This is a genomic window from Stutzerimonas stutzeri RCH2 (assembly GCF_000327065.1).
GTDB classification, from domain to species: domain Bacteria; phylum Pseudomonadota; class Gammaproteobacteria; order Pseudomonadales; family Pseudomonadaceae; genus Stutzerimonas; species Stutzerimonas stutzeri_AE.
In genome coordinates this window covers 538297-559826 of sequence record NC_019936.1, presented here as the reverse complement: position 1 = coordinate 559826, position 21530 = coordinate 538297, and the positions used below count along the sequence as shown (strand labels likewise).

Genomic DNA, 21530 nt, shown 5'->3' with positions numbered 1-21530 from the left:
CGGACTCCATCACAGCAACAGGGCTACCACCAGCGGCAGCAGCACCGCGGTCATCACCCCCATCAGGCTCATGGCCAATGCCGCGAAGGCACCGCATTCGTCGCTTTCCTGCAGCGCCTGCGCGGTGCCCACGGCGTGGGCAGTCAGCCCCAGCGCAATGCCACGGGCTGCAGGATGCTGAACGCCAAAGCGGCGCAACAGTTCCGGACCGAGAATCGCACCGAGCACGCCAGTGATCATCACGAACACCGCAGCCAGCGCCACCACGCCGCCGATCTGCTCGGCCACCAGCATGGCAATCGGCGAGGTCACCGACTTGGGCGCCAGGGTCATCAGGATCATCCGATCGGCGCCAAACGCCCAGGCCAGCGCCATTCCCAGCGCCGTGGCAAACACGCCGGCGACCAGCAGGGTGATCACGATGGGCCCGAACAGCTCGCGAATCCGCCGCAGGTTCAGGTACAGCGGCACGGCCAGCGCAACGGTGGCCGGCCCGAGCAGCAGCGTCAGCCACTGCGCACTGATGCGGTATTCGTCATAGTCGATGCCACACAGCAGAAGGATGCCGACGATCAACGTCATCGACACCAGCACCGGCTGCAGGAATACCCAGCGGGTCTTCTCATACGCCGCATACGCCAGCTGGAAGACAGCCAGGGTAATACCCACACCGAACAGCGGATGATGGATCAGCGCCTGCCAGGCGGCATACCAGTTCAATTCCATCATGCGGCCTCCTTGCGGCGCTGCTTGCGACGAATCAATGCCTGCATCAGCCAGCCAGTGAAGATCAGCGAAACCAGCAGCGAAATCACCAGCACACCGACGATGGCCCAGAAATCCTCGAGAATCGCCTCGGTATAAGCCATCACCCCCACCGCCGGCGGCACCAGCAAGAGCGGCAGATAGCGCAACAGGCTGCTGGCCGCCAGCTGCAGCGATTCACTCGCCCTTCCGCGCGCCAGCAGCCCGGCAAACAACAGCACCAGGCCGATGATCGGCCCCGGCAGCATGGGCAGCAACAGCACGTTGAGCACGGTGCCGAGCAACTGGAATGCGACCAGCCAGGTCAGACCTCTGAGCAGCATGGGAGCCTCCCGCAAAATTGCGACAGTATAAGGGCCAACGCCCGCAGGCGCCCGCGCTGCGCTATGACGGGCCATTCGCAGGGCCGATGCTGGTTTGCCGACAACCACGCGCGTGCTGATCTAGACCGGCAATGCCGCCCGCGCCCATCGATCGCTTCCGGTGCGGCGCATCCCTCTAGTCAAGCTGCATTCCCCGCAGCCGTACAAGAACAACCAGGAGGACACATGCCACAGGTACCCGTCGCACAGCTCAAGGATTACATCGGCAAGGAACTTGGCCACTCCGAGTGGCTGACCATCGATCAGGAGCGCGTCAACCAGTTCGCCGACTGCACCGGCGACCACCAGTTCATCCACATCGACACCGAGAAAGCCGCGCAGACGCCCTTCGGCGGCACCATCGCCCACGGCTTCCTCTCGCTATCGCTGCTGCCGATGCTCTCCGGTGACCTGCTGGTCGTTCCGGAGGGTACAAAAATGGGCGTCAACTACGGCCTGGACAGCCTGCGCTTCATCCAGCCGGTGCGCGTCGGCTCGCGGGTACGCCTGGGGCTGACGCTGATCGATGCTCACGAAAAGAATCCGGGGCAGTGGTTGCTCAAGGCACGCGCGGTGATGGAGATCGAAGGCTCGGACAAGCCGGCCTACATCGCCGAAACCCTTGCCCTGTGCATCCTCTGAGCACCGCACCTGCGCAGTTGTCGCAGCCCGCCAGGTTTGCGGCATACTGCGGCCGTCTCGCCTGAGCGGATGTCCGCATGCTGCGTTTTCTCCCCTTCGTTCTGCTCACCCTGCTCACCGCCTGCGGTGAAGGTGAACCTCTCACGCCGGCCAATGCGGTGCTGCCGGATGGCGGCCGCTATCGCGGCGATATCGTCGACGGGCGGCTGCAAGGCGGAGGTCGCATCGACTACCCGAACGGCAGCTATTACCTCGGCCAGTTCAAGGACGGTCAGTGGCACGGCCTGGGGACTTGGCACGGTGCGACCGGCGACCGCTACGAGGGCGAGTTCAAGCACGGCCTGTTCGACGGCCTCGGCCGCTTCAGTTATGCAGAGGGCGGCGTCTACGAAGGCGAATTCCAAGATGGCCGCATGCATGGCCACGGACGTTTCAGCCAGGACGGCACGGTCTACGAAGGTGAGTTCCGCGACAACCTCTACCATGGCCAGGGCAGCCTGGAATATGCCGACGGCTTCAGTCATCACGGCCAGTTCCGCAAAGGCCAGCCCGATGGCCCCGGCACACGCAAGGACGCCGATGGCCAGCTCAGCGGCCACTTCAGCGCCGGCAGCCTGAACGGCGAAGGCAGTTTCGTGACCACGCAGGGCCAGCGCTACAGCGGGCAGTTCGAGAACGACCAGTTTCACGGCCAGGGCCACTACGAAGACAGCGCGGGCAATGTCTGGAGCGGCACCTTCGTCCAGGGCGAGCTGAGTGGCACTGGCACGCATGTCGCTGACGACGGCAGCCGCTACAGCGGTCAGTTCCGCAGCTGGCGTTACCACGGCCAGGGTCGCCTCGATCGCTCCGACGGCAGCTTCTATACCGGCGGTTTCCGCCTGGGCCGCTTCCACGGCGATGGTGTGCTGACCCAGGCCGATGGCAGTGAGCTTCGCGGCATTTGGCGCAACGACAGACGTATCCGCGACGAGCAGGGGCGTGCACTGCCAGACCCGCTCGAACTTGCCCTGCTGAACCAGGGCACGCTGCTGGGGCAGGCCATCGAGGCGCTACCGCCATCCAGCCCGGCGCAGGAGCTTTATACGCTCACGGTTGCCGGCGACGGTCGCCAGAGCGTGTTCATGCGCGAGGCCGACTACGTGCAGCGACTACTCGCCGAGCGTTACGCCGCTCACGGGCAGCTCAGCCTGGTCAACCATCGTGACCATCTGGCCGACCGCCCGCTGGCGACCCGGGAAAACCTGGCCCGGGCGATCCGCGCGCTGGCCGAACGCAGCGGCGAGGAGGACCTGATCTTTCTCTACCTCACCAGCCATGGTTCGGCCGACCATGAACTGGTACTGAGTCAGCCGCGCCTTTCCCTCGACGATCTGCCTGCAGCCGACCTGGCGCAACTGCTCGCGCCGCTGGCCGGGCGCAAGACCATCCTAGTGGTCTCTGCCTGCTATTCCGGCGGTTTCATTGAGCCATTGAAAAACGATCACACGCTGATCATGACCGCCGCGCGCGCCGACCGGGTTTCCTTCGGCTGCTCCGAGCAGAGCGATTTCACCTATTTCGGCCGCGCGCTGTTTGCCGAAGCGCTGCTGGAGACCGACGATATCGTGCAGGCCTTCACGCTGGCGGCGGCAAAGGTTGCCGAACGCGAGCAGGCCGACGACTATCAGGCATCGGAACCGCAATTGTGGGCACCGAAACCGGTCGTCCAACGCTGGCAGGAGCTGCGGCAGCAGCGTGCCACCCAATGATCGCCACAGGAGCAAGACCATGTATTTGACGCCCCAGCGCATTTTGCTTGCCGGCGCCACCGGACTCACTGGCGAGCACCTGCTCGATCGACTACTCAACGAGCCCACCGTCGAGCGCGTGCTGGCACCCACGCGCAGACCGCTGGCGGCCCATCAGCGCCTGGAAAACCCGGTCGGAGAGCTGCTGGCGTTGCTGCCGACGCTGAGCGGCGCGATCGACACGGCCTTCTGCTGCCTGGGTAGCACGCTCAAGCAGGCTGGTGGCCAGGAGGCGTTTCGCGCCATCGATCATGATCTGGTGCTGGCGTTTGCCCGCCGGGCGAAGGAGATGGGCGCGCGCCACCTGCTGGTGATCAGCTCGCTGGGAGCCAATCCGGACAGCTCGATCTTCTACCTCAAGGTCAAAGGCGAGATGGAAGCGGCACTGCAGCAGCAGGACTGGCCGCAGCTGACCATCGCCCGCCCCTCGCAGCTGATCGGGCCGCGTCTGGAGCCGAGGCTGAGCGAACGCATCGCCGCGCCTCTGTCGCAGTTGCTGCCAGGCAAATACCACGGCATCGAGACCTGCACGCTGGCCCGGGCGTTGTGGCGGCTGGCGCTGGAAGAAGGCGACGGGGTGCGCATCGTCGAATCGGACGAGTTGCGCAAGCTGGGGAAATGACTGTCGGCGCCTCGCCAAAAGGCGCCGATTGACCACTGCTTGGACGACGCTGCGGCATCGCTCTCACGATCATCATCAGTGACGTAGGGTGGATGTCGCTTTCTATATCCACCTGGCCTCGCCGGTGGATCGGTGAAGCGTGATCCACCCTACGAACCGCAAGCGCGTCAGGCGTTAATGCCCCTTTCAGACCTTGATGAAATGCTCGCGGTAATGGCGCAGCTCGGCGATCGAATCACGGATGTCGTCGAGCGCCAGGTGTGTGCCGCTCTTCTTGAAGCCTTCCATTATCTGCGGCGCCCAGCGCGCCGCCAGCTCCTTGAGCGTCGACACGTCCAGGTTGCGGTAGTGGAAATAGGCTTCCAGCTTCGGCATCTGTCGATAGAGAAAGCGCCGGTCCTGGCAGATGCTGTTGCCGCAGATCGGCGACTTGCCCTTGGGCACCCACTGCTCGAGGAAGGCCAGCGTCGCCTGCTCGGCTTCGGCGGTGGAAATCTTGCTCTCGCGCACGCGCTGGGTCAGACCCGAGCCGCCATGCTGGCGGGTGTTCCACTCATCCATGCGCGCCAGCGTTTCATCGCTCTGGTGCACCGCGATCACCGGCCCTTCGGCCAGCACGTTGAGCTGACTGTCGGTAACGATGGTCGCCATCTCGATGATGACGTCGTTGTCCGGGTCCAGACCAGTCATTTCCAGGTCGATCCAGATCAGGTTCTGCGGGTTCTGCATGGCGGGCTCCTTGGCTGTGCGGCGCAGTTTAGCCGCTCGTATCGGCGCCGTCAGGTGCCGTGCTGCCTGGGTACCAGATCAGCAAGCGCGAACCGCGCCAGTCGTTCAGTTCGCGCACCTCGACCGGCTCGATTCCCGGCACCGCGAAGCTGTTGCTGATCAGCAACGCACCGGGACGCATCTCGGCGCGGGCCTTTGCCCACAAGGCAAGCATGGGCGTCGGCGAGAGGAAGCAATAGACCACATCGTACTCGGCGAGATCGACCCGCCACAGGCTGAGCAGGCGAATATGGCAGTTGCGCCGCGGCAGGCAGCGCAGCCAGGACAGTGCGAAGGTCAGCGGCGCGGTTTCCACGCCAATGAACTGCGCCGCCGGAAAGTCCCGCGCCAGGCGCGACAAGCTGCCAGCCAAGCCGCTGCCCAGGTCGATATAGCGAAAATCTGCCGGCAGCTCGCTCAGCCGGTTGCGCAACTGGCGCTCGGCTTCGCGGCCAGTCAGATAGAGCGGTACGCGCTCGGTGAAAGCATTCCAGTTCAACAGCAACAGCAAGATGAACGCGCCCAGCGGCAACCAAGCCGGCACGTCGAAATCACGCAGCAGCACGAGGCCCGGAACGAACATCAGGTTGATCGCCAGCCACCAGGCCGACAGCCCGAGCCGGGCTCCGATCAGCGCAGCCAGGCAACCCTGCGCCAGCGCGACGACGACGAGACTCGGGCGCATGTCGGCCACGCCGACCAGGCCAAGCAGCAAAAGCCAGACGATCAGCAGCGCCAGTAGCTGAGCCAGCAGCGCACGCAGGATGGGCAGGCGAGTAATGACAGAAACAGGCATGACCGACAATCGAACAGGTGACAGAACAGCAGTCTAACCCTCCGACTTCGACGCCATACAGGCCGAAGTGCGCGGGTTGCAGCGTGCTAGACTCGCTCACCAACCTCAGAGACAACCTAATTCATGGCCAAACGCCAACTCAACCGCCGGCAGAACTGGCGCATCGAGAAGATTCAGGAAGAGCGCGCCGCCCGTGCAGCCCGCCGTGAAAGCCGCGCGCTCGAAGAGCTCGAAGGCGGCGATCTCGGCCCGGAGCAGACCGGGCTCGTCATTGCGCATTTCGGCGTGCAGGTCGAGGTCGAGGCGCTGGAAGGTGAGCAGAGCGGCCAGGTGTTCCGCTGCCACCTGCGCGCCAACCTGCCGGCACTGGTCACGGGTGATCGCGTGGTCTGGCGCCCCGGCAATCAGGGCATCGGCGTCATCGTCGCGCAGCTGCCGCGGCATTCGGAACTCTGCCGCCCGGACACCCGCGGCCAGCTCAAGCCGGTCGCGGCGAACGTCGATCTGATCGTCATCGTCTTCGCGCCGCTTCCCGAGCCACACGCCAATCTGATCGACCGCTATCTGGTCGCAGCGGAACACGCCGGCATCACGCCGTTGCTGCTGTTGAACAAGGTCGACCTGATCGACGATCAGAACGAGGCCGCGCTGAATCGCCTGCTGGAGGTCTATCGCCAGCTGAACTACCCGCTGCTGGAGGTCTCGGCCCACGGTGGCGGCGGGATGGATGCGCTCAAGGAGCGACTCGACGGGCATGTCAGCGTTTTCGTCGGACAATCCGGCGTCGGCAAATCTTCGCTGGTCAACAGCCTGTTACCGGGCGTCGACACCCGCGTCGGAGCGCTGTCGGAGATGACCGGCAAGGGCACCCATACCACCACCACCGCGCGTCTGTTCCATTTCCCCGGCGGCGGCGAGCTGATCGACTCCCCCGGGATCCGCGAATTCGGTCTGGGCCATGTCAGCCGGGCCGACGTCGAAGCGGGCTTCATCGAATTCCAGGACTTGCTCGGGCACTGCCGTTTCCGCGACTGCAAACATGACCGCGAACCCGGCTGCGCGCTGCTCCAGGCGCTGGAAGACGGGCGCATCCAGCCGCAACGTATGAGCAGTTACCGACACATCCTCAGCAGCCTGCCCGAGCCAGACTACTGAGTCTGGTGCTCAGCGAGCGCCGGGCTGACTGAACTGCAGCACGCCGTCTTCGAAGATGTTCAGTCGCTCGCGCAGCTGGGGCGCCTGTAGGGGTTCCTGTACCGCAGGTGCTGCGCCTTGCGCTGGCACCGCACCTTCGGCCGCGTCAGATTGTTCGCCTTCGATCGAGCGCTGCGCCTTCTTGGTCAGCACCAGGATGTCGATACGACGGTTGACCGGATTGAACGGGTCGTTGCGATCGAACAGCGCCGACGAGGCGTAACCCACCACTCTTGCGATCTGCTCTTCCGGATAGCCGCCGGTTACCAGCGTGCGGCGCGCGGCGTTGGCGCGGCCCGATGAAAGCTCCCAGTTGCCGAAATCACCGCGCCCCGAATACGGCTTGGCATCGGTGTGACCGCTGATGCTGATCTTGTTCGGCACCGCAGCAATGGTATCGACCAGCGCCAGCAGGATGTCTTCGAAGTAGGGCTGCAGCTGCGCACTGCCAAGGGCGAACATCGGGCGGTTCTCGGCATCCATGATCTGGATGCGCAGACCGTCCTGGGTGATCTCGAAGAGGATCTGGTCCTTGAACTTCTGCAGCTCGGGATTCTCGTCAACCTTGTTCTGCAGCTCCTGCAGCAGCAGCTCGAGGCGTTCGCGCTCCAGCTGCTCGGCGAAGGTTTCCACCTGGCTGCTGTCGATCTGCGCTTCGCTCTGGGCCGGTTCCAGTTCCGGGTTGAGGGTGCGATCCGGCGACGGCGTCGGCGTACCGCCCAGATCGATCACATGCGGACTGGCGCTCTCGGTGAAGCCGATCGGATCCTGAAAGTAGCCGGAGATAAGTTTCTTCTGCTCCGGCGTGGCCGAGCTCATCAGCCACATCACCAGAAAGAACGCCATCATGGCCGTAGCGAAGTCGGCAAACGCGATCTTCCAGGCGCCGCCGTGATGACCGCCAGCGACCTTCTTGACCCGCTTGACGATGATCGGTTGAGTGTTGTCCATGGCGAACCTTTAGCTGCCGCGCATGGCTTGCTCGAGCTCGGCGAAGCTCGGGCGGTGCGCCGGATAAAGAACCTTGCGCCCGAACTCGACGGCCAGGGTCGGCGGCATGCCGGATGCCGAAGCGACCAGCGTTGCCTTGATCGCCTCGTAAACGTTCAGCTCTTCCTTGGCGTCGTGCTCCAGGGCCGCGGCCAGCGGCCCGAAGAAGCCATAGGAGGCAAGAATACCGAGGAACGTACCGACCAGCGCCGAACCGACCTTGTAACCAATCATCGCGTTATCCGCCTCGGCGAGGATCGACATGGTGATCACGATGCCCAGTACCGCCGCGACGATACCCATCGCAGGCAGGCCGTCCGCCACCTTGGCGACGGCATGGGAGGGATGTTCGAGTTCTTCTTTCAGGCTGTTCAGTTCCATGTCGAACAGGCCTTCGAGTTCGTGGGGCGCCATGTTGCCCGACGACATGATGCGCAGGTAATCACAGGTGAAGGCGGTCATCCGCTCGTCCTGCAGGAAGCCAGGGTACTTGCTGAACAGCGGGCTCGCGGCCGGATCTTCCAGATCGGCCTCGATCGCCATCATGCCTTCACGGCGACTCTTGTTGAGAATCGAGTAGAGCAGGCTGAGCACTTCCAGGTAATAGGCATGGGTGAAGCGTGTGCTGAACATCTTCAGCGACTTCTTGAACACCAGCATGGTGGTACTGGCGGGGTTGGCCTGCAGAAAGCCACCCAGCGCCGCACCGCCGATGATCATCACCTCGAATGGATGGATGAGCGCGCCGATCTTGCCGCCAGAGAGAACGAACCCGCCCAGCACGCTGGCGAACACGACGATGATGCCGATGATTTTGACCATAGAGGTACGTCTGAAACCTGGTTACGAGCTGTCCGGACCGCAGGCAGAAACCGCCCTGAATCGCCGCCAGACGGCCTTGCAGAAGGAATGTTGGAAGAATTGTTCTGGTTATCGGAACTTTTGCGCCAGACTAAAGGCCATCCCGATGAAAAGCCAGTTCGGTCATGACCACCACACCACAGTTACCCCGCACCATACCCGCCTGGATCAAGCTTCTCGATGATGCTCCGCTGCCAGCATTCGCCGCCGTTCATGGCAAGGTGCGCCTGGCGCTGCGCGACAGCAGCAAGTCGATGCGGCAGATTGCCGAACTGATTCAGGACAGCCCGGTGCTGGCGCTGCGCTTCATACAGGAAGCTAACCGCGGCATTGGTGATGGGCAGCCTGCCGAGAGCCTGGAAGTGGCGCTCAGCCGCATTGGCCTGCAACGCGCGGAAGTCCTGCTGGCGCGCATTCCCGCGATGGAAGCCGATGCGATGCCGCAGCCGCTGCGCCAACTGGTGCTGATCAGCCGCCACGCCAGTCAGCAGGCCAACGGTTTGTTCGCCGCGCGACTGGCAAGACTCTGGCAGGACATCCACTGGGGCAGCCTGCTGTTCCTCGCCCCCGCCTGGGCGCTGGTCGGGGCCTTTCCGCACCTGCTCGATAGCTGGGAGCAGCGGGTACTGGTCAAGGGCGAGCCGGCCAGCCGTGTCGAGCGCGAACTGCTCGGAGTGCCGCTGCTGGAGTTGTTCCTCAAACTCGCCGAGCACTGGCGCCTGCCGGATTGGGTCGTCCAGGGCTACCGTCTGCTCGGCGGTGATCGACGCATGCTGATCAAGGCGCTGCATATCGCCCGCGACAACGAGCACCCCCTGCATCAGCAGCAGATGCTCGATGCCGACCCGGATCTGCGCCGCTGGGTGACCCTGCCGAGCAACACCATCGTCCTGGCCAATGGCCTGGCGCTGTCATCGCATCACAGCTGGGGAGGCGTGCACAGTTTGCGCTGGCAGCGGCTGGCCGGCTTGTATCTGCAGGTTCCGCTGGGCGAACTGCAGCAGATGGTGCACCAGCAGGCCGTGATCAACGCGCGCGAGTTCGGCCGAACCGATCTCTGGCATCCGGCCCAGGGGTTGCTGTGGCCAACCGGAAGCCGTTTCCAGACACTGCGCCCGGCTCCCGCTCCCAACCAAGCCGAACTCGCCGAATGGCGTGAGCACTGTCGTCGGCTGCTCAGTGAGCCAACTCCATTCAGCAACGTACTGCAACTGACCGCCAGTGCCAGCCAGGCGCTGACCTGCGCCGGCCTGCAGCGTTCGCTGATCATGCTGGTCGATCGCAAGCAGAATCGTCTCGTCGCCCAGCAATGTGTCGGTCTGCCGGGCGATGCCGCGCGACTGACCCTGGCCGCGGAACAAAGCCAGATACTGCGCCGACTGCTGGAGAAGCCCGCACAACTGCGCCTTCAGCCAGCCAATATGGCGCAGTTCTCCGCGTTGCTGCCGGGCACGCTGAAGGCCCTGTTCGCCGGAGAGCACCTGCTGTTGCGCTCGCTGGGCATCGACGGCCGCGTGTTGATGCTGATCGTTGCCGACCAGAACGGCGCAGCCATTGCCGATGCGACGCTGCAAACATTCGCTAAAACATCCCAGTGCATCGAGCGCGCATTGAGCCTTTTCAGCAGGCGCGGGGCCTGAGCTTTTTCGCTAGACTTCGCCTCTTCTACGACTAGTCGAGGCCTGCCGTGTCCGCCTTTTCCAACCTGCCGCTGGTGATCGAGCCCGCCGACCTCGCCCCGCGCCTCGATGCGCCCGAGCTGATCCTGGTCGACCTGACCAGTGCTTCGCGTTACGCCGAAGGCCATCTGCCTGGCGCTCGCTTCGTCGATCCCAAACAGACTCAGCTCGGCCAGCCACCGGCACCCGGCCTGCTTCCGCCGCAGGCTCAATTGGAGCGACTGTTCGGCGCACTGGGCCATCGGGCCGATGCCGTCTACGTGGTGTACGACGACGAAGGCGGCGGCTGGGCGGGACGTTTCATCTGGCTACTCGACGTCATTGGCCATCATCGCTATCACTACCTCAACGGCGGGCTGCGCGCCTGGCTGGAGGAAGCGCGCCCGCTGACTCAGGAAGTGCCCGCAGCGGCATCCGGCTCACCGAGCCTGGCGCTGGACGATGCCCCCACCGCAACCCGCACCTATATCGAAAGCCGTCTCGGCGCCGAGGATCTGGTGATCTGGGATGCGCGCTCACCGGCGGAATACCGCGGCGAGAAACTCTTCGCCGCACGTGGCGGGCATATTCCGGGCGCGATCAACTTCGAGTGGACTGCCGCCATGGATCCCGCCCGCGCACTACGCATCCGTGAAGACATCGCCGAACAGCTGCAGGCGCTTGGTATCGTTGCGGAGAAGGAAATCATCACCCACTGCCAGACACACCACCGCTCTGGCCTCACCTATTTGCTGGCCAAGGCCCTGGGCTATCCCCGCGTCAAAGGCTATGCCGGCTCTTGGTCCGAATGGGGCAATCTGCCTGACACCCCGGTGCAGCAATGAAAAGGTCAAACATGAAAGATCGCTTGTTCGTCATCAGCCAATACGTGCTGCCGCATCACCTCATCTCGCGCCTGGCCGGATGCCTGGCCGAATGCCGCTTGCCCTGGGTGAAGAACACCTTCATCAAGTGGTTCGTGCGCCATTTCCAGGTCGACATGCGCGAAGCGCAAACCGAAGAGCCCACCGCATACGAGCACTTCAACGCCTTCTTCACCCGCGCGCTGAAGGACGGCGCCCGCCCGCTGGACACGACCCCCGGTGCGATTCTCAACCCTTGCGACGGTGCCATCAGTCAGCTCGGACAAATCGAGCAGGGCCGTATCTTCCAGGCCAAGGGTCACAGCTTCAGCGCCATGGAACTGCTCGGCGGTGATCACGAGCGCGCTGCGCCTTTCATGGGCGGCGCTTTTGCCACCGTCTATCTTTCGCCCAAGGATTACCACCGCGTACATATGCCGGTCAGCGGAACGCTGCGCGAAATGGTCTATGTGCCGGGGCGGATCTTCTCGGTCAATACCGTCACCGCCCAGGGCGTACCGGAACTGTTCGCACGCAACGAACGGGTGGTCTGCCTGTTCGACACCGAGCATGGCCCCATGGCCATGGTGCTGGTCGGCGCCATGATCGTCGCCAGTATCGAAACCGTCTGGGCCGGCCTGGTCACGCCGCCCAAGCGCACCTTGAAGACCGTCCGCTACGACGAAGCGGCGCGCGCGCCCATTCACTTGGAGAAGGGTGCGGAGATGGGCCGCTTCAAGCTGGGCTCCACCGTCATTCTGCTGTTCGGCCCGGACCAGGTGCGCTGGGCCGAACAGCTGGGCCCGCTGAGCCCGGTCTGCATGGGCGAAGCGCTGGGACAGGCCGAGGCCATTTCGACCAGCGCGCTGATCGAACCAACGGAGCTGAGCTAACCCAGCCAGCGGGCTGGCGCGACAATTCGGTAGTCGACGGGTGCCGAATGTCGGGTAATATCACTGAGCCATCATTTAGTCCTGCCCTGCGCGGCAGATATTGATAGAGTTCACATTTACCTATGCCCTGAGCCGCCGCGGAGCCCTCCCGTTTTGGATAGACAGAGCCACCATCTGCTGTTGCGCGCACCCGCACCGACTCGGCAGAGCCTGTCCTTCTGCGACGCCAGCGTTCGCGGGGTGGCAGGCTGGCTTGCCGGGTTGCCCAAGGCCAACATCGGCGAAACCGCGCGACAGCTCTATCAGGCGCTGATCGAGCTCAACCAGTTACGCATCGCCTCGGAAACGCGCCTGCAGTTGCTCGAGCTGCTGCGGCCGGACGTTCATTTCGTCTGCACACAGCTGGAAAAGCACTACGTCAACCAGCCTATCGTCCTCAGTGAGCGACCACGCAAGGTTGCGGGGCTCTGCCAGGCGCTGCAGAACCACCTTGCCGTCGGTTACAAGCTGATCGTCGTGCGCGTGGTCGCGCAACCCGAGCGGGACCGCCAGCAGCTGCTTTCGGTTGCCCTGCAGCGCGCCATACACAGCTTGGGCGCTCTACTGATCCGCTCCACGCAACTCTATGGTCCGGCCGCTCCCGGCCTGTGGCTCGAACTGCATCAGCTTTACCAGCTGGCAGTCGAGCAGGGAACCGAGCGCCTTCTCATCCGCGATCCGCTGGCGCGCCATGCCCAGGGACTGAGCGCGGAGCAGATCTACCTGGCTTCGCTGCTGCTCGGCTGTGCCCGCTGCAACCAGATGCGCCAGCAGAGCATCGTCAAACTCGCTGCTGCGCTAGAGGCGTGGAGCGCAATGGCCAGTGTTCAGGTTGCCAGCGTGCCGAGCAGCCTGTTCCTGTTCTCGCCAGTAGTCGATGGAGCGCCGCGCTACCGGTCACTGTTTCCCGACCGCGATCAGCAGAACCTGCTCGGTATCGATACCTCGATGCTGGTCGAGGTCATCGACGAGCATCTGCGACTGGCCGCCGACAACCGTCAGCTGACGCGTCTTCCCGCGGCAACCGGGCTGGATGACGACCTGCTGCGCCATCTGAGCTCGGCCTGGGGTGCCATTTCCGAGCGCACCTTCCAGCGCATTCCGGCTCAAGGCACGATGACCCTGTGTATCGGCATGACTGCACTGCACTACGAGCTTGCCGGTCAACGGCCGTTCAACGAGGTGCTCGAGCTGCCGCACAGCTCCAATTGCGCAGTCTTCAAGCTGCACAATGGCGCGGCGGACGTCTGGGCCAATGCTTTCGATGCGCAAAGCAGTAGCGCCGAGCTGCTGCCGATGCATGACCACATCGAGTTCGTCAGACCCGACCTTCCTCGCCCAGCGCCTGCAACCCGCGCAAAGGCAGCCGCTAGCGCAGCATCTCAGCGCTCTACCACAACCGAGAGCTATCCCATCTACCAAATCCAGCTCGTGGACCACAGCCCCGGCGGCTACTGCCTGGCCTGGGAGGGGGAAGTACCGAGCCAGTTACAGGCCGGCGAGCTACTGGGGTTGCGCGAAGGCGCCGCGCAGAGCTGGAGCATTGCCGTGGTGCGCTGGATTCGTCAGGTCCGCGGCGGCAGCACCCAGATGGGCGTCCAGCTGATCGCTCCCCACGCCCAGCCATGCGGCCTGCGCCTGCTGCGCAAGGTGGATCAGGGCAGCGAATACCTCCGGGCCCTGCTGTTGCCGGAGATCGCAGCGATATCCCAGCCGGCGATGCTGATCGCCCCGCGCCTGCCGTTCCAGGAAGGTCACAAGGTGCAGATCAACCGTAACGGTGAGGAACAGCGCGCCGTACTGGACCGCCGCCGGGCCAGCACGGGCAACTACAACCAGTTCGAATACCGCACCATCGGACAGGCCTCTTCAGGGCGAGAGACCCCCGTCACAGGCTGGAAAGGCCACACGACGAGCGGGGATGAAGATTTTGACTCACTCTGGAAGTCGCTGTAGATTGCCGACTCTCGCATTCTTGCCTGCCCGCGCCCTCTCGGCGCGCACTTAAGCTGTTGCCATGGCCCTGCAAAAGAAAACCATCCGTCTGCTGATCCTCGAAGACTCGCAGAACGAAGCCGAGCGACTGGTCAGTCTCTTCCGCAATGCCGGACAGGCGACCCGAGTGCATCGTCTCACCTCCAGCGACGATCTGGCTGAAGCCCTGAAACAGACCTGGGACCTGCTGATCAACGCACCGCAGAGCGAAAATCTCGACCCCAGCGAAGCGATAGCCGCCATCCGCCGGCAGGCCAAGGACATCCCGATCATCCAGCTGACCGCTGGCAACGATGCCGAAGCGATCACCGATGCACTCATGCTCGGTGCGCAGGATGCGCTGCCGCAAGGTGAGGATGAATGGCTGCTGCTGGTGGCCAATCGTGAGCTGGCCAACCTCGAGGAGCGCCGCGCGCGCCGCTCGGCCGAGGTCGCCCTGCGCGAAGCGGAAAAACGCTGCCAATTGCTGCTCGACAGCTCCGTGGACGCCATCGCCTACGTCCATGACGGTATGCATATCTACGCCAACCGCGCCTACCTGGAGCTGTTCGGCTACGCCGACGTGGAAGACCTCGAAGGCATGCCGATGATCGACCTGATCAGCGGCAGCGATCAGAGCACCTTCAAGGCATTCCTGAAGAACTACCAGACCCTCGAAGGCAGTGCCGAACTCGCCTGCGGCGGCGTTCGTGCCGATGGTGAAACGCTCAAGACGCGCATGCATTTCTCGCCAGCGGCGTATGACGGCGAACCCTGCATTCAGGTGGTCATCCGCGCCGAGAACGACAGCGCCGAACTGCAGAAACTGCGCGAGATCAGCAGCCAGGACCCGGTCACCGGCCTGCTCAACCGCAACAGTTTTCTCGAGGTGATGGATGCCGCCGTCGAGCGCGCCGTCAATGCCGGCCAGACCGCCAGCCTCGCCTATATCCGGATCGATCGCTTCGCTGCATTGCAGGCCGAAATAGGCCTGACCGATTCCGACCAGCTGCTCAACCAGCTGGCCATTCTGCTACGCGGCCACTTCCCCGCCGAAACCCAGCTGGCTCGCTTCGCCGACGACGTCTTTACCGTACTGCAGCCGGGGGTCATTCCGCAGCTGGCCGAGCCGGAGCTGCGCAAGTTGCTGAGCAAGGTCGAAGGCCATCTGCTCGATGTTGGCGGGCGTACGGTGCAGACAACCTTGAGCATCGGCGTCGCCGGGCTGGACGAAAAAACCGCCAAGGCGCAGGACGCGATCGAGCGCGCCCATCGCTGCGCTGACGAACTGAGCGACGGCAATGCGCTGAAGATCTACGATCCGGCAGACGAGCTGGCCGCTGCAGCCAACCGTGGCGACATCGCCGCGATGCTCAGGCAAGCGCTGGAAAACAACAGTTTTCGTTTGCTGTTCCAGCCGATCATCAGCCTGCGTGGCGACAGCTTCGAGCATTACGAAGTTCTCCTGCGCCTGCTCGACCCGCAGGGAGCAGAGGTTCCGCCGAACGAGTTTCTCAGCACCGCTGCCGATGTCGGGCTGTCCGCCAAGATTGATCGCTGGGTAATCCTCAATTCCATCAAGCTGTTGGCCGAGCATCGCGCCAAAGGGCATCGCACGCGGCTGTTCCTGCACCTTTGCGCCGCCAGTCTGCAGGACCCCAGCCTGCTGCCATGGCTTGGCGTGGTATTGAAAGCATCGCGTCTTCCAGGCGACTCACTGGTGTTCGAGTTCGGTGAAGCCGATGCCGTGGCTTATCTGAAGCCTGCCAAGGCGTTGGCTCAGGGACTGAGGGGGCTCGGCTGCCATATCGGACTGGCCCAGTTCGGCTGCGTGCTCAACCCGTTCAATACGCTCAAGCACCTCGACGCCGGCTTCATCAAGGTCGACGGTTCCTACACCCAGGACCTCACCCGCCAGGAAAACCAGGAAGCGCTGAAGACGCTGCTTGCCGATCTGCACGAGCAGCAGAAGCAGAGCATCGTACCCTTCGTCGAAAGCGCCACCGTGCTCGCCACGCTTTGGCAAGCCGGCGTCAGCTACATCCAGGGCCACTACCTGCAAGGCCCTAGCCAGTCGATGGACTACGACTTCTCCTCCGACGAAGAGTAACTCCGATGCGGGGCTGACATGGTTCAGCCCCCGGCATGTGCGCCCCGCCCAATCGAGCGCGGCTTGACCGCGGTCATCCGCCGGACGTGCCGCTGGGCTAGAGTGTTTGGACGCCTTCGAATCCAAAAGGAGTCCCACCATGGCCATGATGAAAGCCGCCGTGTTCGTAGAACCGGGCCGTATCGAGCTGCAGGACAAGCCCATCCCCGAAATCGGACCCAACGACGCCCTGCTGCGCATCACCACGACCACCATCTGTGGCACCGATGTGCACATCCTCAAAGGGGAATATCCAGTAGCCGCTGGGCTGACCATCGGTCATGAACCGGTGGGCGTCATCGAAAAACTGGGCAGCAACGTCAAGGGCTATCAGGAAGGCCAGCGGGTGATCGCCGGCGCGATCTGCCCGAGTTTCACCTCCTACGCCTGCCAGGACGGCCTTCCCTCGCAGGATGGCGGCTGCTCGTGCCACGGCTACAAGCCCATGGGCGGCTGGCGCTTCGGCAACACCATCGACGGCACCCAGGCCGAGTACGTGCTGGTGCCCGATGCCCAGGCCAACCTGGCACCGGTGCCGGACGGTCTGACCGACGAGCAGGTGCTGATGTGCCCCGACATCATGTCCACCGGCTTCGCCGGCGCCGAGGCCGCCAACATCAAGATCGGCGACATCGTGGTGATCTTCGCCCAGGGGCCTATCGGTCTGTGCGCCACCGCCGGGGCCAAGCTGCGCGGCGCCAGTACCATCATCGCCGTCGACGGTGTCGATGCGCGCCTGGATATCGCGCGCAAGATGGGCGCCGATGTGACGCTCAATTTCCGCAACGTCGATGTAGTGGACGAGGTGCTCAAGCTGACCAGCGGACGCGGTGCCGACGCTTCGATCGAAGCGCTGGGCCTGCAATCGACCTTCGAGAGCGCCCTGCGCGTGCTCAAGCCGGGCGGCACCTTGTCCAGCCTGGGCGTCTACTCCAGCGATCTGACCATTCCGCTAGGCGCCTTCCATGCCGGCCTGGGTGACAACAAGATCGTCACCTCGCTGTGTCCGGGCGGCAAGGAGCGTATGCGGCGGCTGCTCAATGTGGTCGCGTCCGGACGCGTCGATCTGGGCCTGCTGGTGACGCATAAATATGCGCTGGACAACATCACCGACGCCTACGACCTGTTTGCCAATCAGCGCGACGGTGTGCTGAAAGTGGCGATCAAACCCTGAGGCAAGGAAATCCCACAAGCAGCGGACGACAAATAGAAAGCCCTGAATCGGCATCGACTCAGGGCTTCGTTGCTCTTGGCGCTTTTCGCTTGAAGCCTGCGCCCGCTTTTACTCCGAGCCTTCGCGGTCTCGAAAGCCCAGCAGATAGAGGATGCCGTCCAGGCCGAGGGTGGAAATCGCCTGCTTGGCCGACTGCTTGACCAGCGGCTTGGCGCGGAAGGCGACGCCCAGCCCGGCCAGGCCGAGCATCGGCAGGTCGTTGGCGCCATCCCCTACAGCAATGGTCTGCTCCAGACACAAACCTTCCTGCTCGGCCAGCTGGCGCAGCAGGTCAGCCTTGCGCTGCGCATCGACGATTGGCTCCACCGCCACGCCGGTGACCTTGCCGTTCTCGATCTGCAGTTCGTTGGCGAACACGTAATCGATGCCGAGCTTTGCCTGCAGCTGCTTGGCGAAGTAGCTGAAGCCGCCGGACAGAATCGCCGTCTTGTAACCCAGACGCTTGAGCTCGGCGAACAGTACTTCGGCGCCCTCGGTCAGGCGCAGGCTGGCACCGATATCGGCGAGCACGTCCTCCGACAGTCCCTCCAGCAACGCCAGACGCTCCTTGAAGCTGGCACGGAAATCCAGTTCGCCACGCATCGCACGCTCGGTGATCTCGGAAACCTGCTCGCCAACCCCGGCCGCCTTGGCCAGCTCGTCGATGACCTCGGCCTCGATCAGGGTCGAGTCCATGTCGAATACGGCCAGACGACGGTTGCGCCGGTAGACCGAATCGCGCTGGAAGGCGATATCGACGTTGAGCTCTTGCGCCACACTGAGGAACTCGGCGCGCAGGGCCGCAGTATCAGCCGGCTCGCCGCGCACCGAGAACTCGATGCAGCCCTTGCCCAGTTCTTCCGGCATGTCCAGCGGCATGCGTCCGGACAGCCGATCGATATGGTCGATATTGAGGCCGTATTTGGCGGTGATCGAACTTACCCGCTGCAGCTGCTCGGCAGTGACCTTGCGCGTCAGCAGCGTGACAATGTGCCGAGGCTTGCCCTGCCCGGCCACCCAATGCTGATAGTCGGCCTCTGCGACAGGCGTGAAGCGCACCTGCTGATCGTGCTTGTAGCCCATGAACAGCACGTCCTTTAGCACCGACGAGGCGCGCTCGTTATCCGGAATCTCGATGAGGATGCCGAACGACAGGGTGTCATGGATCACTGCCTGGCCGATGTCGAGGATGTTCACGCCACCCTGGGCGAGCACGCCGGTAATGGCCGCGGTCAGGCCCGGGCGGTCTTCACCGGTGATATTGATCAGGACAATTTCGCGCAAGGCGCAGCTCCCATGACAGGCAATGAAGGCCGGCATTCTACCTCAGCTGACCCGAACACTGGGCAGGCGGTGCGCCAGCACAATCAGGCAGGTTAGTGCCGGTTTCAACGCAATTCGTCAGCTTGCAGGCGCAGACCTTCAGCGCCTCCTGCGCTTTACGTATACTGCTCGGCAATTTCCCGACGAGAAGAGCCGCGCTCTGTGAACCGGCCCGCATCCGTAAAGCCAGACAATTTCTTCCTGATGCTCTATCGCGCAGCGCGCCAGCACCGTGTGCCGCTGGTATTGCGTATTGCCGCCCACACGCTGCTACTGGTGGCGCTGGCGCTGGTCATCTACGCGTGGGTGATCGGCATGCAGTTCAAGCACGCCATGGAGCAACAGGCCGACGCTCTCGGCCAGAGCCTGATCACCCAGACGGCCGCCTCGGCCACCGACCTGCTGGTGGCCAACGACATTCTCAGCCTCAACGTGCTGCTCAGTAATCTGGTAAAGAACCCGCTGGTCGCCCATGCGGCAATCTATAGCGTCGATAACCGCGTGCTTGCCGAATCCGGCACGCGTCCTCAACAAGGCCTGCTCGGTGACGACTCCGGCCTGTATTCGACTCCGATCAGCTTTCAGGAGGTGATTGCCGGGCACCTGCGCGTCAGCCTCGACATGCAGCAGTTCCAGCAACCGATGACCATCAGCCTGCAAAGCATGGGCTTGCTCAGCCTGATTCTGCTGGCGTTGACGCTGATCCTCAGCCTGCGCCTGGGCCGGCAGCTGGCGACGCCGCTGATGCAGTTGCGTCTGTGGCTCCGCGACCCGGACGACCCCGCCCCGGGTGCTGGACGCCAGGACGAGATTGGTGATCTTGCACGGCAACTGCAGGCTCGCCTGGTGCCGGAGAAGCCTGAACCGGAGCTGGATCTGAGCGACGCTCTCGAAGACGACTATTTCGAACAGGATGACGATCGCGGCAGCAGCGAGCCATCCTTCGCGAAACAGCCGGATCGCTTCGATATCGAGCTGGACGAGCAGCCGCAGCGCCCGCCCCGCTTTTCGGCAAACCCGGATGATGACGATCTGGAAATGCTCGACGACGAGGTTGCATTCGACACCTCGCCCCTGTCGAGCAGTGCTGTACCGGCACCAAAACCAGCGCAACCGACTCGCAGCGCAGTCCTGGCTATCCAGCTCGGCGGACAGGAGCAACTGCGCCGCCTGCCGCGGCCTCGCCTGACCGAGCTGCTGCAGCGCTATCGCGACTGCCTGCAGCAGGCCGCCACGCTTTACCAGGCCGAACTGCACACCCTCAATGATGGCAGCAGCCTGATGCTGTTCCACAGTCAGGACGACGAGCAGAATTACCTGACCCACGCGATCTGCTGCGGCGAGTTGATGCGGGCCCTCGGCCATGCTCTGCAGATCGACGTCGCAGACATCGGCATTAGCCTGCAACTGCAGCTTGGCCTGACCCAGGGTGACAACCTGTTCGACCTGAGCCAGGGCGATCTGCTGCTCAGCGAGCCAGCGCAGGCTGCCCTGGAAATGTCGCTGCATAGCCGCAACCTGCTGCTGGTCGAACGCAGCATCAGCGATGATCGACTTATCCAACAGCGCGCGCGCATTCGCCCAATTGCCAGTCCCGAAGGCGCCTGCTGCGTCGAGCGCCTGCTCGACCCCTATCCCTCGCTGCTCGAGCGCCAGCTCGCACGCATGCACGAGCTGCGCAGCCGCGCGCTCTGACAGGCCTCGAGACCGCGACCAGCGCGGGGAGTCAGCAGAAAGCAAAAAGCCCGACCAGACTGACTGATCGGGCTTTTTTTATTGAAGATGCGTCGCTGTCCAGCTCAGAAGCGGAACACTTCCATGTCGGTCCGGATCGGCTCCGCCGCGGGAATGCGCGGTGCAGGGGCCTCGGCTGATCGGTTCACCCGCGGCTTGACCGGCGCGGGCTTCGGTGGATTCTTGGCGACCAACGCGGGTTCGACGGCGCCAGCGACCATCTCGCTCAAGCGCTGCAGCAGTACGCTCTGCGCTCTTACCTGGTCGGACGCACCACCCTGATGCTCTTCCTGCAGACGCACCAGACGGCTGCCCAGATGCTTGCCCTCCTTGTCTCGCAGACGCCACTGTGCCTCCAGCACCGCCGGGTATGCAGGCCCCGAATCGAGACGGGTGATGGACAGCTCGATCTGCACTTCCGGTGCAAACCCATCATCTGCCGGACCGAGCACCAGGCTTTGCGTATCCAGGCGCCAGGCCAGTTGGCGTAGCAGCAGCTGCTCGATGTCGGCCTGCAGGCTGCCCGCCCAACGCGCCTGCTGATCGTTGGCAGCCAAGCTGCCATCGGCCAGGCGCTGGAGCAGCGCGTCGCGCTGCAGATAGTCGGCCAGGGTAACCGGCGCCAACAACACGGCGGCACCGTCGGTGCGCTCCGGCATCTCGGTCGTACCGCTGTCCAGCCGATACATCGGAGCCGGCTGCAGGCCAACACAGCCGGTCAGGCCAATGCTGGCGAGCAACAAAACAGTCGGAACACGCAGCAAGTTCTTCATTACCGTCATAACACCAAAGTTCAGGCCGCTCTTGACTCGTAAGCCAACGAAGCCTTGCGCTCAAAGCGCACCAAACAATCGACTCCGCCGACGCGAAAGAAAGCACCGGGCCAAATGCCAC

General features: G+C 63.6%; 19 protein-coding genes. 11 read left to right on the top strand and 8 right to left on the bottom strand.

Translation table 11 applies throughout. From position 1 onward, the window contains the following. Positions 1-9: 9 nt before the first annotated feature. Positions 10-729, bottom strand: a complete 720-nt coding sequence (locus PSEST_RS02480; protein ID WP_015275496.1) for an LrgB family protein — start codon at positions 727-729, stop codon at positions 10-12. Further along, a complete protein-coding gene (locus PSEST_RS02475; RefSeq protein ID WP_015275495.1) occupies positions 726-1088 on the bottom strand; it encodes a CidA/LrgA family protein in 363 nt (120 codons plus the stop codon). Before PSEST_RS02475 ends, PSEST_RS02480 begins: the two co-directional genes overlap by 4 nt. 225 nt (positions 1089-1313) lie before the next feature. On the opposite strand from PSEST_RS02475, the gene PSEST_RS02470 reads away from it, so the two are divergent. From PSEST_RS02470 to PSEST_RS02460, 3 genes are all read left to right on the top strand, one after another. Beyond that, positions 1314-1769, top strand: a complete 456-nt coding sequence (locus PSEST_RS02470) for a MaoC family dehydratase (protein WP_015275494.1) — start codon at positions 1314-1316, stop codon at positions 1767-1769. 77 nt (positions 1770-1846) lie between these two features. Next, entirely contained in the window at positions 1847-3520 is a 1674-nt protein-coding gene (locus PSEST_RS02465) for a C13 family peptidase (protein WP_015275493.1), read from the top strand. A 19-nt stretch (positions 3521-3539) separates the two neighbouring features. Continuing rightward, the gene (locus PSEST_RS02460) at positions 3540-4181 is read left to right on the top strand and encodes an oxidoreductase (protein ID WP_015275492.1); all 642 of its coding nucleotides are present in this window, start codon (positions 3540-3542) and stop codon (positions 4179-4181) included. Positions 4182-4367: 186 nt separating this feature from the next. Here PSEST_RS02460 and orn read toward each other — a convergent pair whose 3' ends face one another. Both orn and PSEST_RS02450 read right to left on the bottom strand, forming a co-directional pair. Beyond that, complete coding sequence (gene orn, locus PSEST_RS02455; protein ID WP_015275491.1) at positions 4368-4910, bottom strand: oligoribonuclease; 543 nt, start codon at positions 4908-4910, stop codon at positions 4368-4370. 28 nt (positions 4911-4938) lie between these two features. After that, on the bottom strand, positions 4939-5745 hold the full coding sequence (locus PSEST_RS02450; RefSeq protein WP_015275490.1) for a class I SAM-dependent methyltransferase: 807 nt from the start codon (positions 5743-5745) through the stop codon (positions 4939-4941). 123 nt (positions 5746-5868) lie between these two features. Between PSEST_RS02450 and rsgA the strand changes: the two genes are divergently transcribed. Next, positions 5869-6900 carry a small ribosomal subunit biogenesis GTPase RsgA gene (gene rsgA / locus PSEST_RS02445; protein ID WP_015275489.1) on the top strand — a complete coding sequence of 344 codons (1032 nt, stop codon included), beginning with the start codon at positions 5869-5871 and terminating at the stop codon, positions 6898-6900. Positions 6901-6909: 9 nt separating this feature from the next. Here rsgA and motB read toward each other — a convergent pair whose 3' ends face one another. Both motB and motA read right to left on the bottom strand, forming a co-directional pair. Then, positions 6910-7890: a flagellar motor protein MotB gene (gene motB, locus PSEST_RS02440; protein WP_015275488.1), complete on the bottom strand. Its 981-nt coding sequence runs from the start codon at positions 7888-7890 to the stop codon at positions 6910-6912. Positions 7891-7899: 9 nt separating this feature from the next. Next, positions 7900-8751, bottom strand: coding sequence for a flagellar motor stator protein MotA (gene motA, locus PSEST_RS02435; protein ID WP_015275487.1), 852 nt, complete (start codon positions 8749-8751; stop codon positions 7900-7902). A gap of 164 nt (positions 8752-8915) precedes the next feature. Here motA and PSEST_RS02430 point away from each other — a divergent pair, with 164 nt between their 5' ends. The 6 genes from PSEST_RS02430 (at position 8916) to PSEST_RS02405 (ending at position 17540) form a co-directional block, all read left to right on the top strand. Further along, the gene (locus PSEST_RS02430; RefSeq protein WP_015275486.1) at positions 8916-10430 is read left to right on the top strand and encodes an HDOD domain-containing protein; all 1515 of its coding nucleotides are present in this window, start codon (positions 8916-8918) and stop codon (positions 10428-10430) included. A 47-nt stretch (positions 10431-10477) separates the two neighbouring features. Then, on the top strand, positions 10478-11293 hold the full coding sequence (locus tag PSEST_RS02425) for a rhodanese-like domain-containing protein (protein ID WP_015275485.1): 816 nt from the start codon (positions 10478-10480) through the stop codon (positions 11291-11293). A gap of 11 nt (positions 11294-11304) precedes the next feature. Then, the gene (asd, locus tag PSEST_RS02420; protein WP_015275484.1) at positions 11305-12204 is read left to right on the top strand and encodes an archaetidylserine decarboxylase; all 900 of its coding nucleotides are present in this window, start codon (positions 11305-11307) and stop codon (positions 12202-12204) included. A 153-nt stretch (positions 12205-12357) separates the two neighbouring features. Then, positions 12358-14199, top strand: coding sequence for a hypothetical protein (locus PSEST_RS02415; protein ID WP_015275483.1), 1842 nt, complete (start codon positions 12358-12360; stop codon positions 14197-14199). 61 nt (positions 14200-14260) lie between these two features. Continuing rightward, positions 14261-16327 carry an EAL domain-containing protein gene (locus PSEST_RS02410; RefSeq protein ID WP_015275482.1) on the top strand — a complete coding sequence of 689 codons (2067 nt, stop codon included), beginning with the start codon at positions 14261-14263 and terminating at the stop codon, positions 16325-16327. A 139-nt stretch (positions 16328-16466) separates the two neighbouring features. Continuing rightward, positions 16467-17540 carry an NAD(P)-dependent alcohol dehydrogenase gene (locus tag PSEST_RS02405; RefSeq protein WP_015275481.1) on the top strand — a complete coding sequence of 358 codons (1074 nt, stop codon included), beginning with the start codon at positions 16467-16469 and terminating at the stop codon, positions 17538-17540. A 108-nt stretch (positions 17541-17648) separates the two neighbouring features. On the opposite strand, the gene serB is transcribed toward PSEST_RS02405, so the two are convergent. Beyond that, complete coding sequence (gene serB, locus PSEST_RS02400) at positions 17649-18863, bottom strand: phosphoserine phosphatase SerB (RefSeq protein ID WP_015275480.1); 1215 nt, start codon at positions 18861-18863, stop codon at positions 17649-17651. Between the two features lie 201 nt (positions 18864-19064). Between serB and PSEST_RS02395 the strand changes: the two genes are divergently transcribed. Then, positions 19065-20597, top strand: a complete 1533-nt coding sequence (locus PSEST_RS02395) for an AhpA/YtjB family protein (protein ID WP_015275479.1) — start codon at positions 19065-19067, stop codon at positions 20595-20597. A 104-nt stretch (positions 20598-20701) separates the two neighbouring features. Here the strand turns inward: PSEST_RS02395 and PSEST_RS02390 are convergent, their stop codons facing one another. Next, positions 20702-21409: a PqiC family protein gene (locus tag PSEST_RS02390; protein WP_015275478.1), complete on the bottom strand. Its 708-nt coding sequence runs from the start codon at positions 21407-21409 to the stop codon at positions 20702-20704. Positions 21410-21530: the final 121 nt, after the last annotated feature.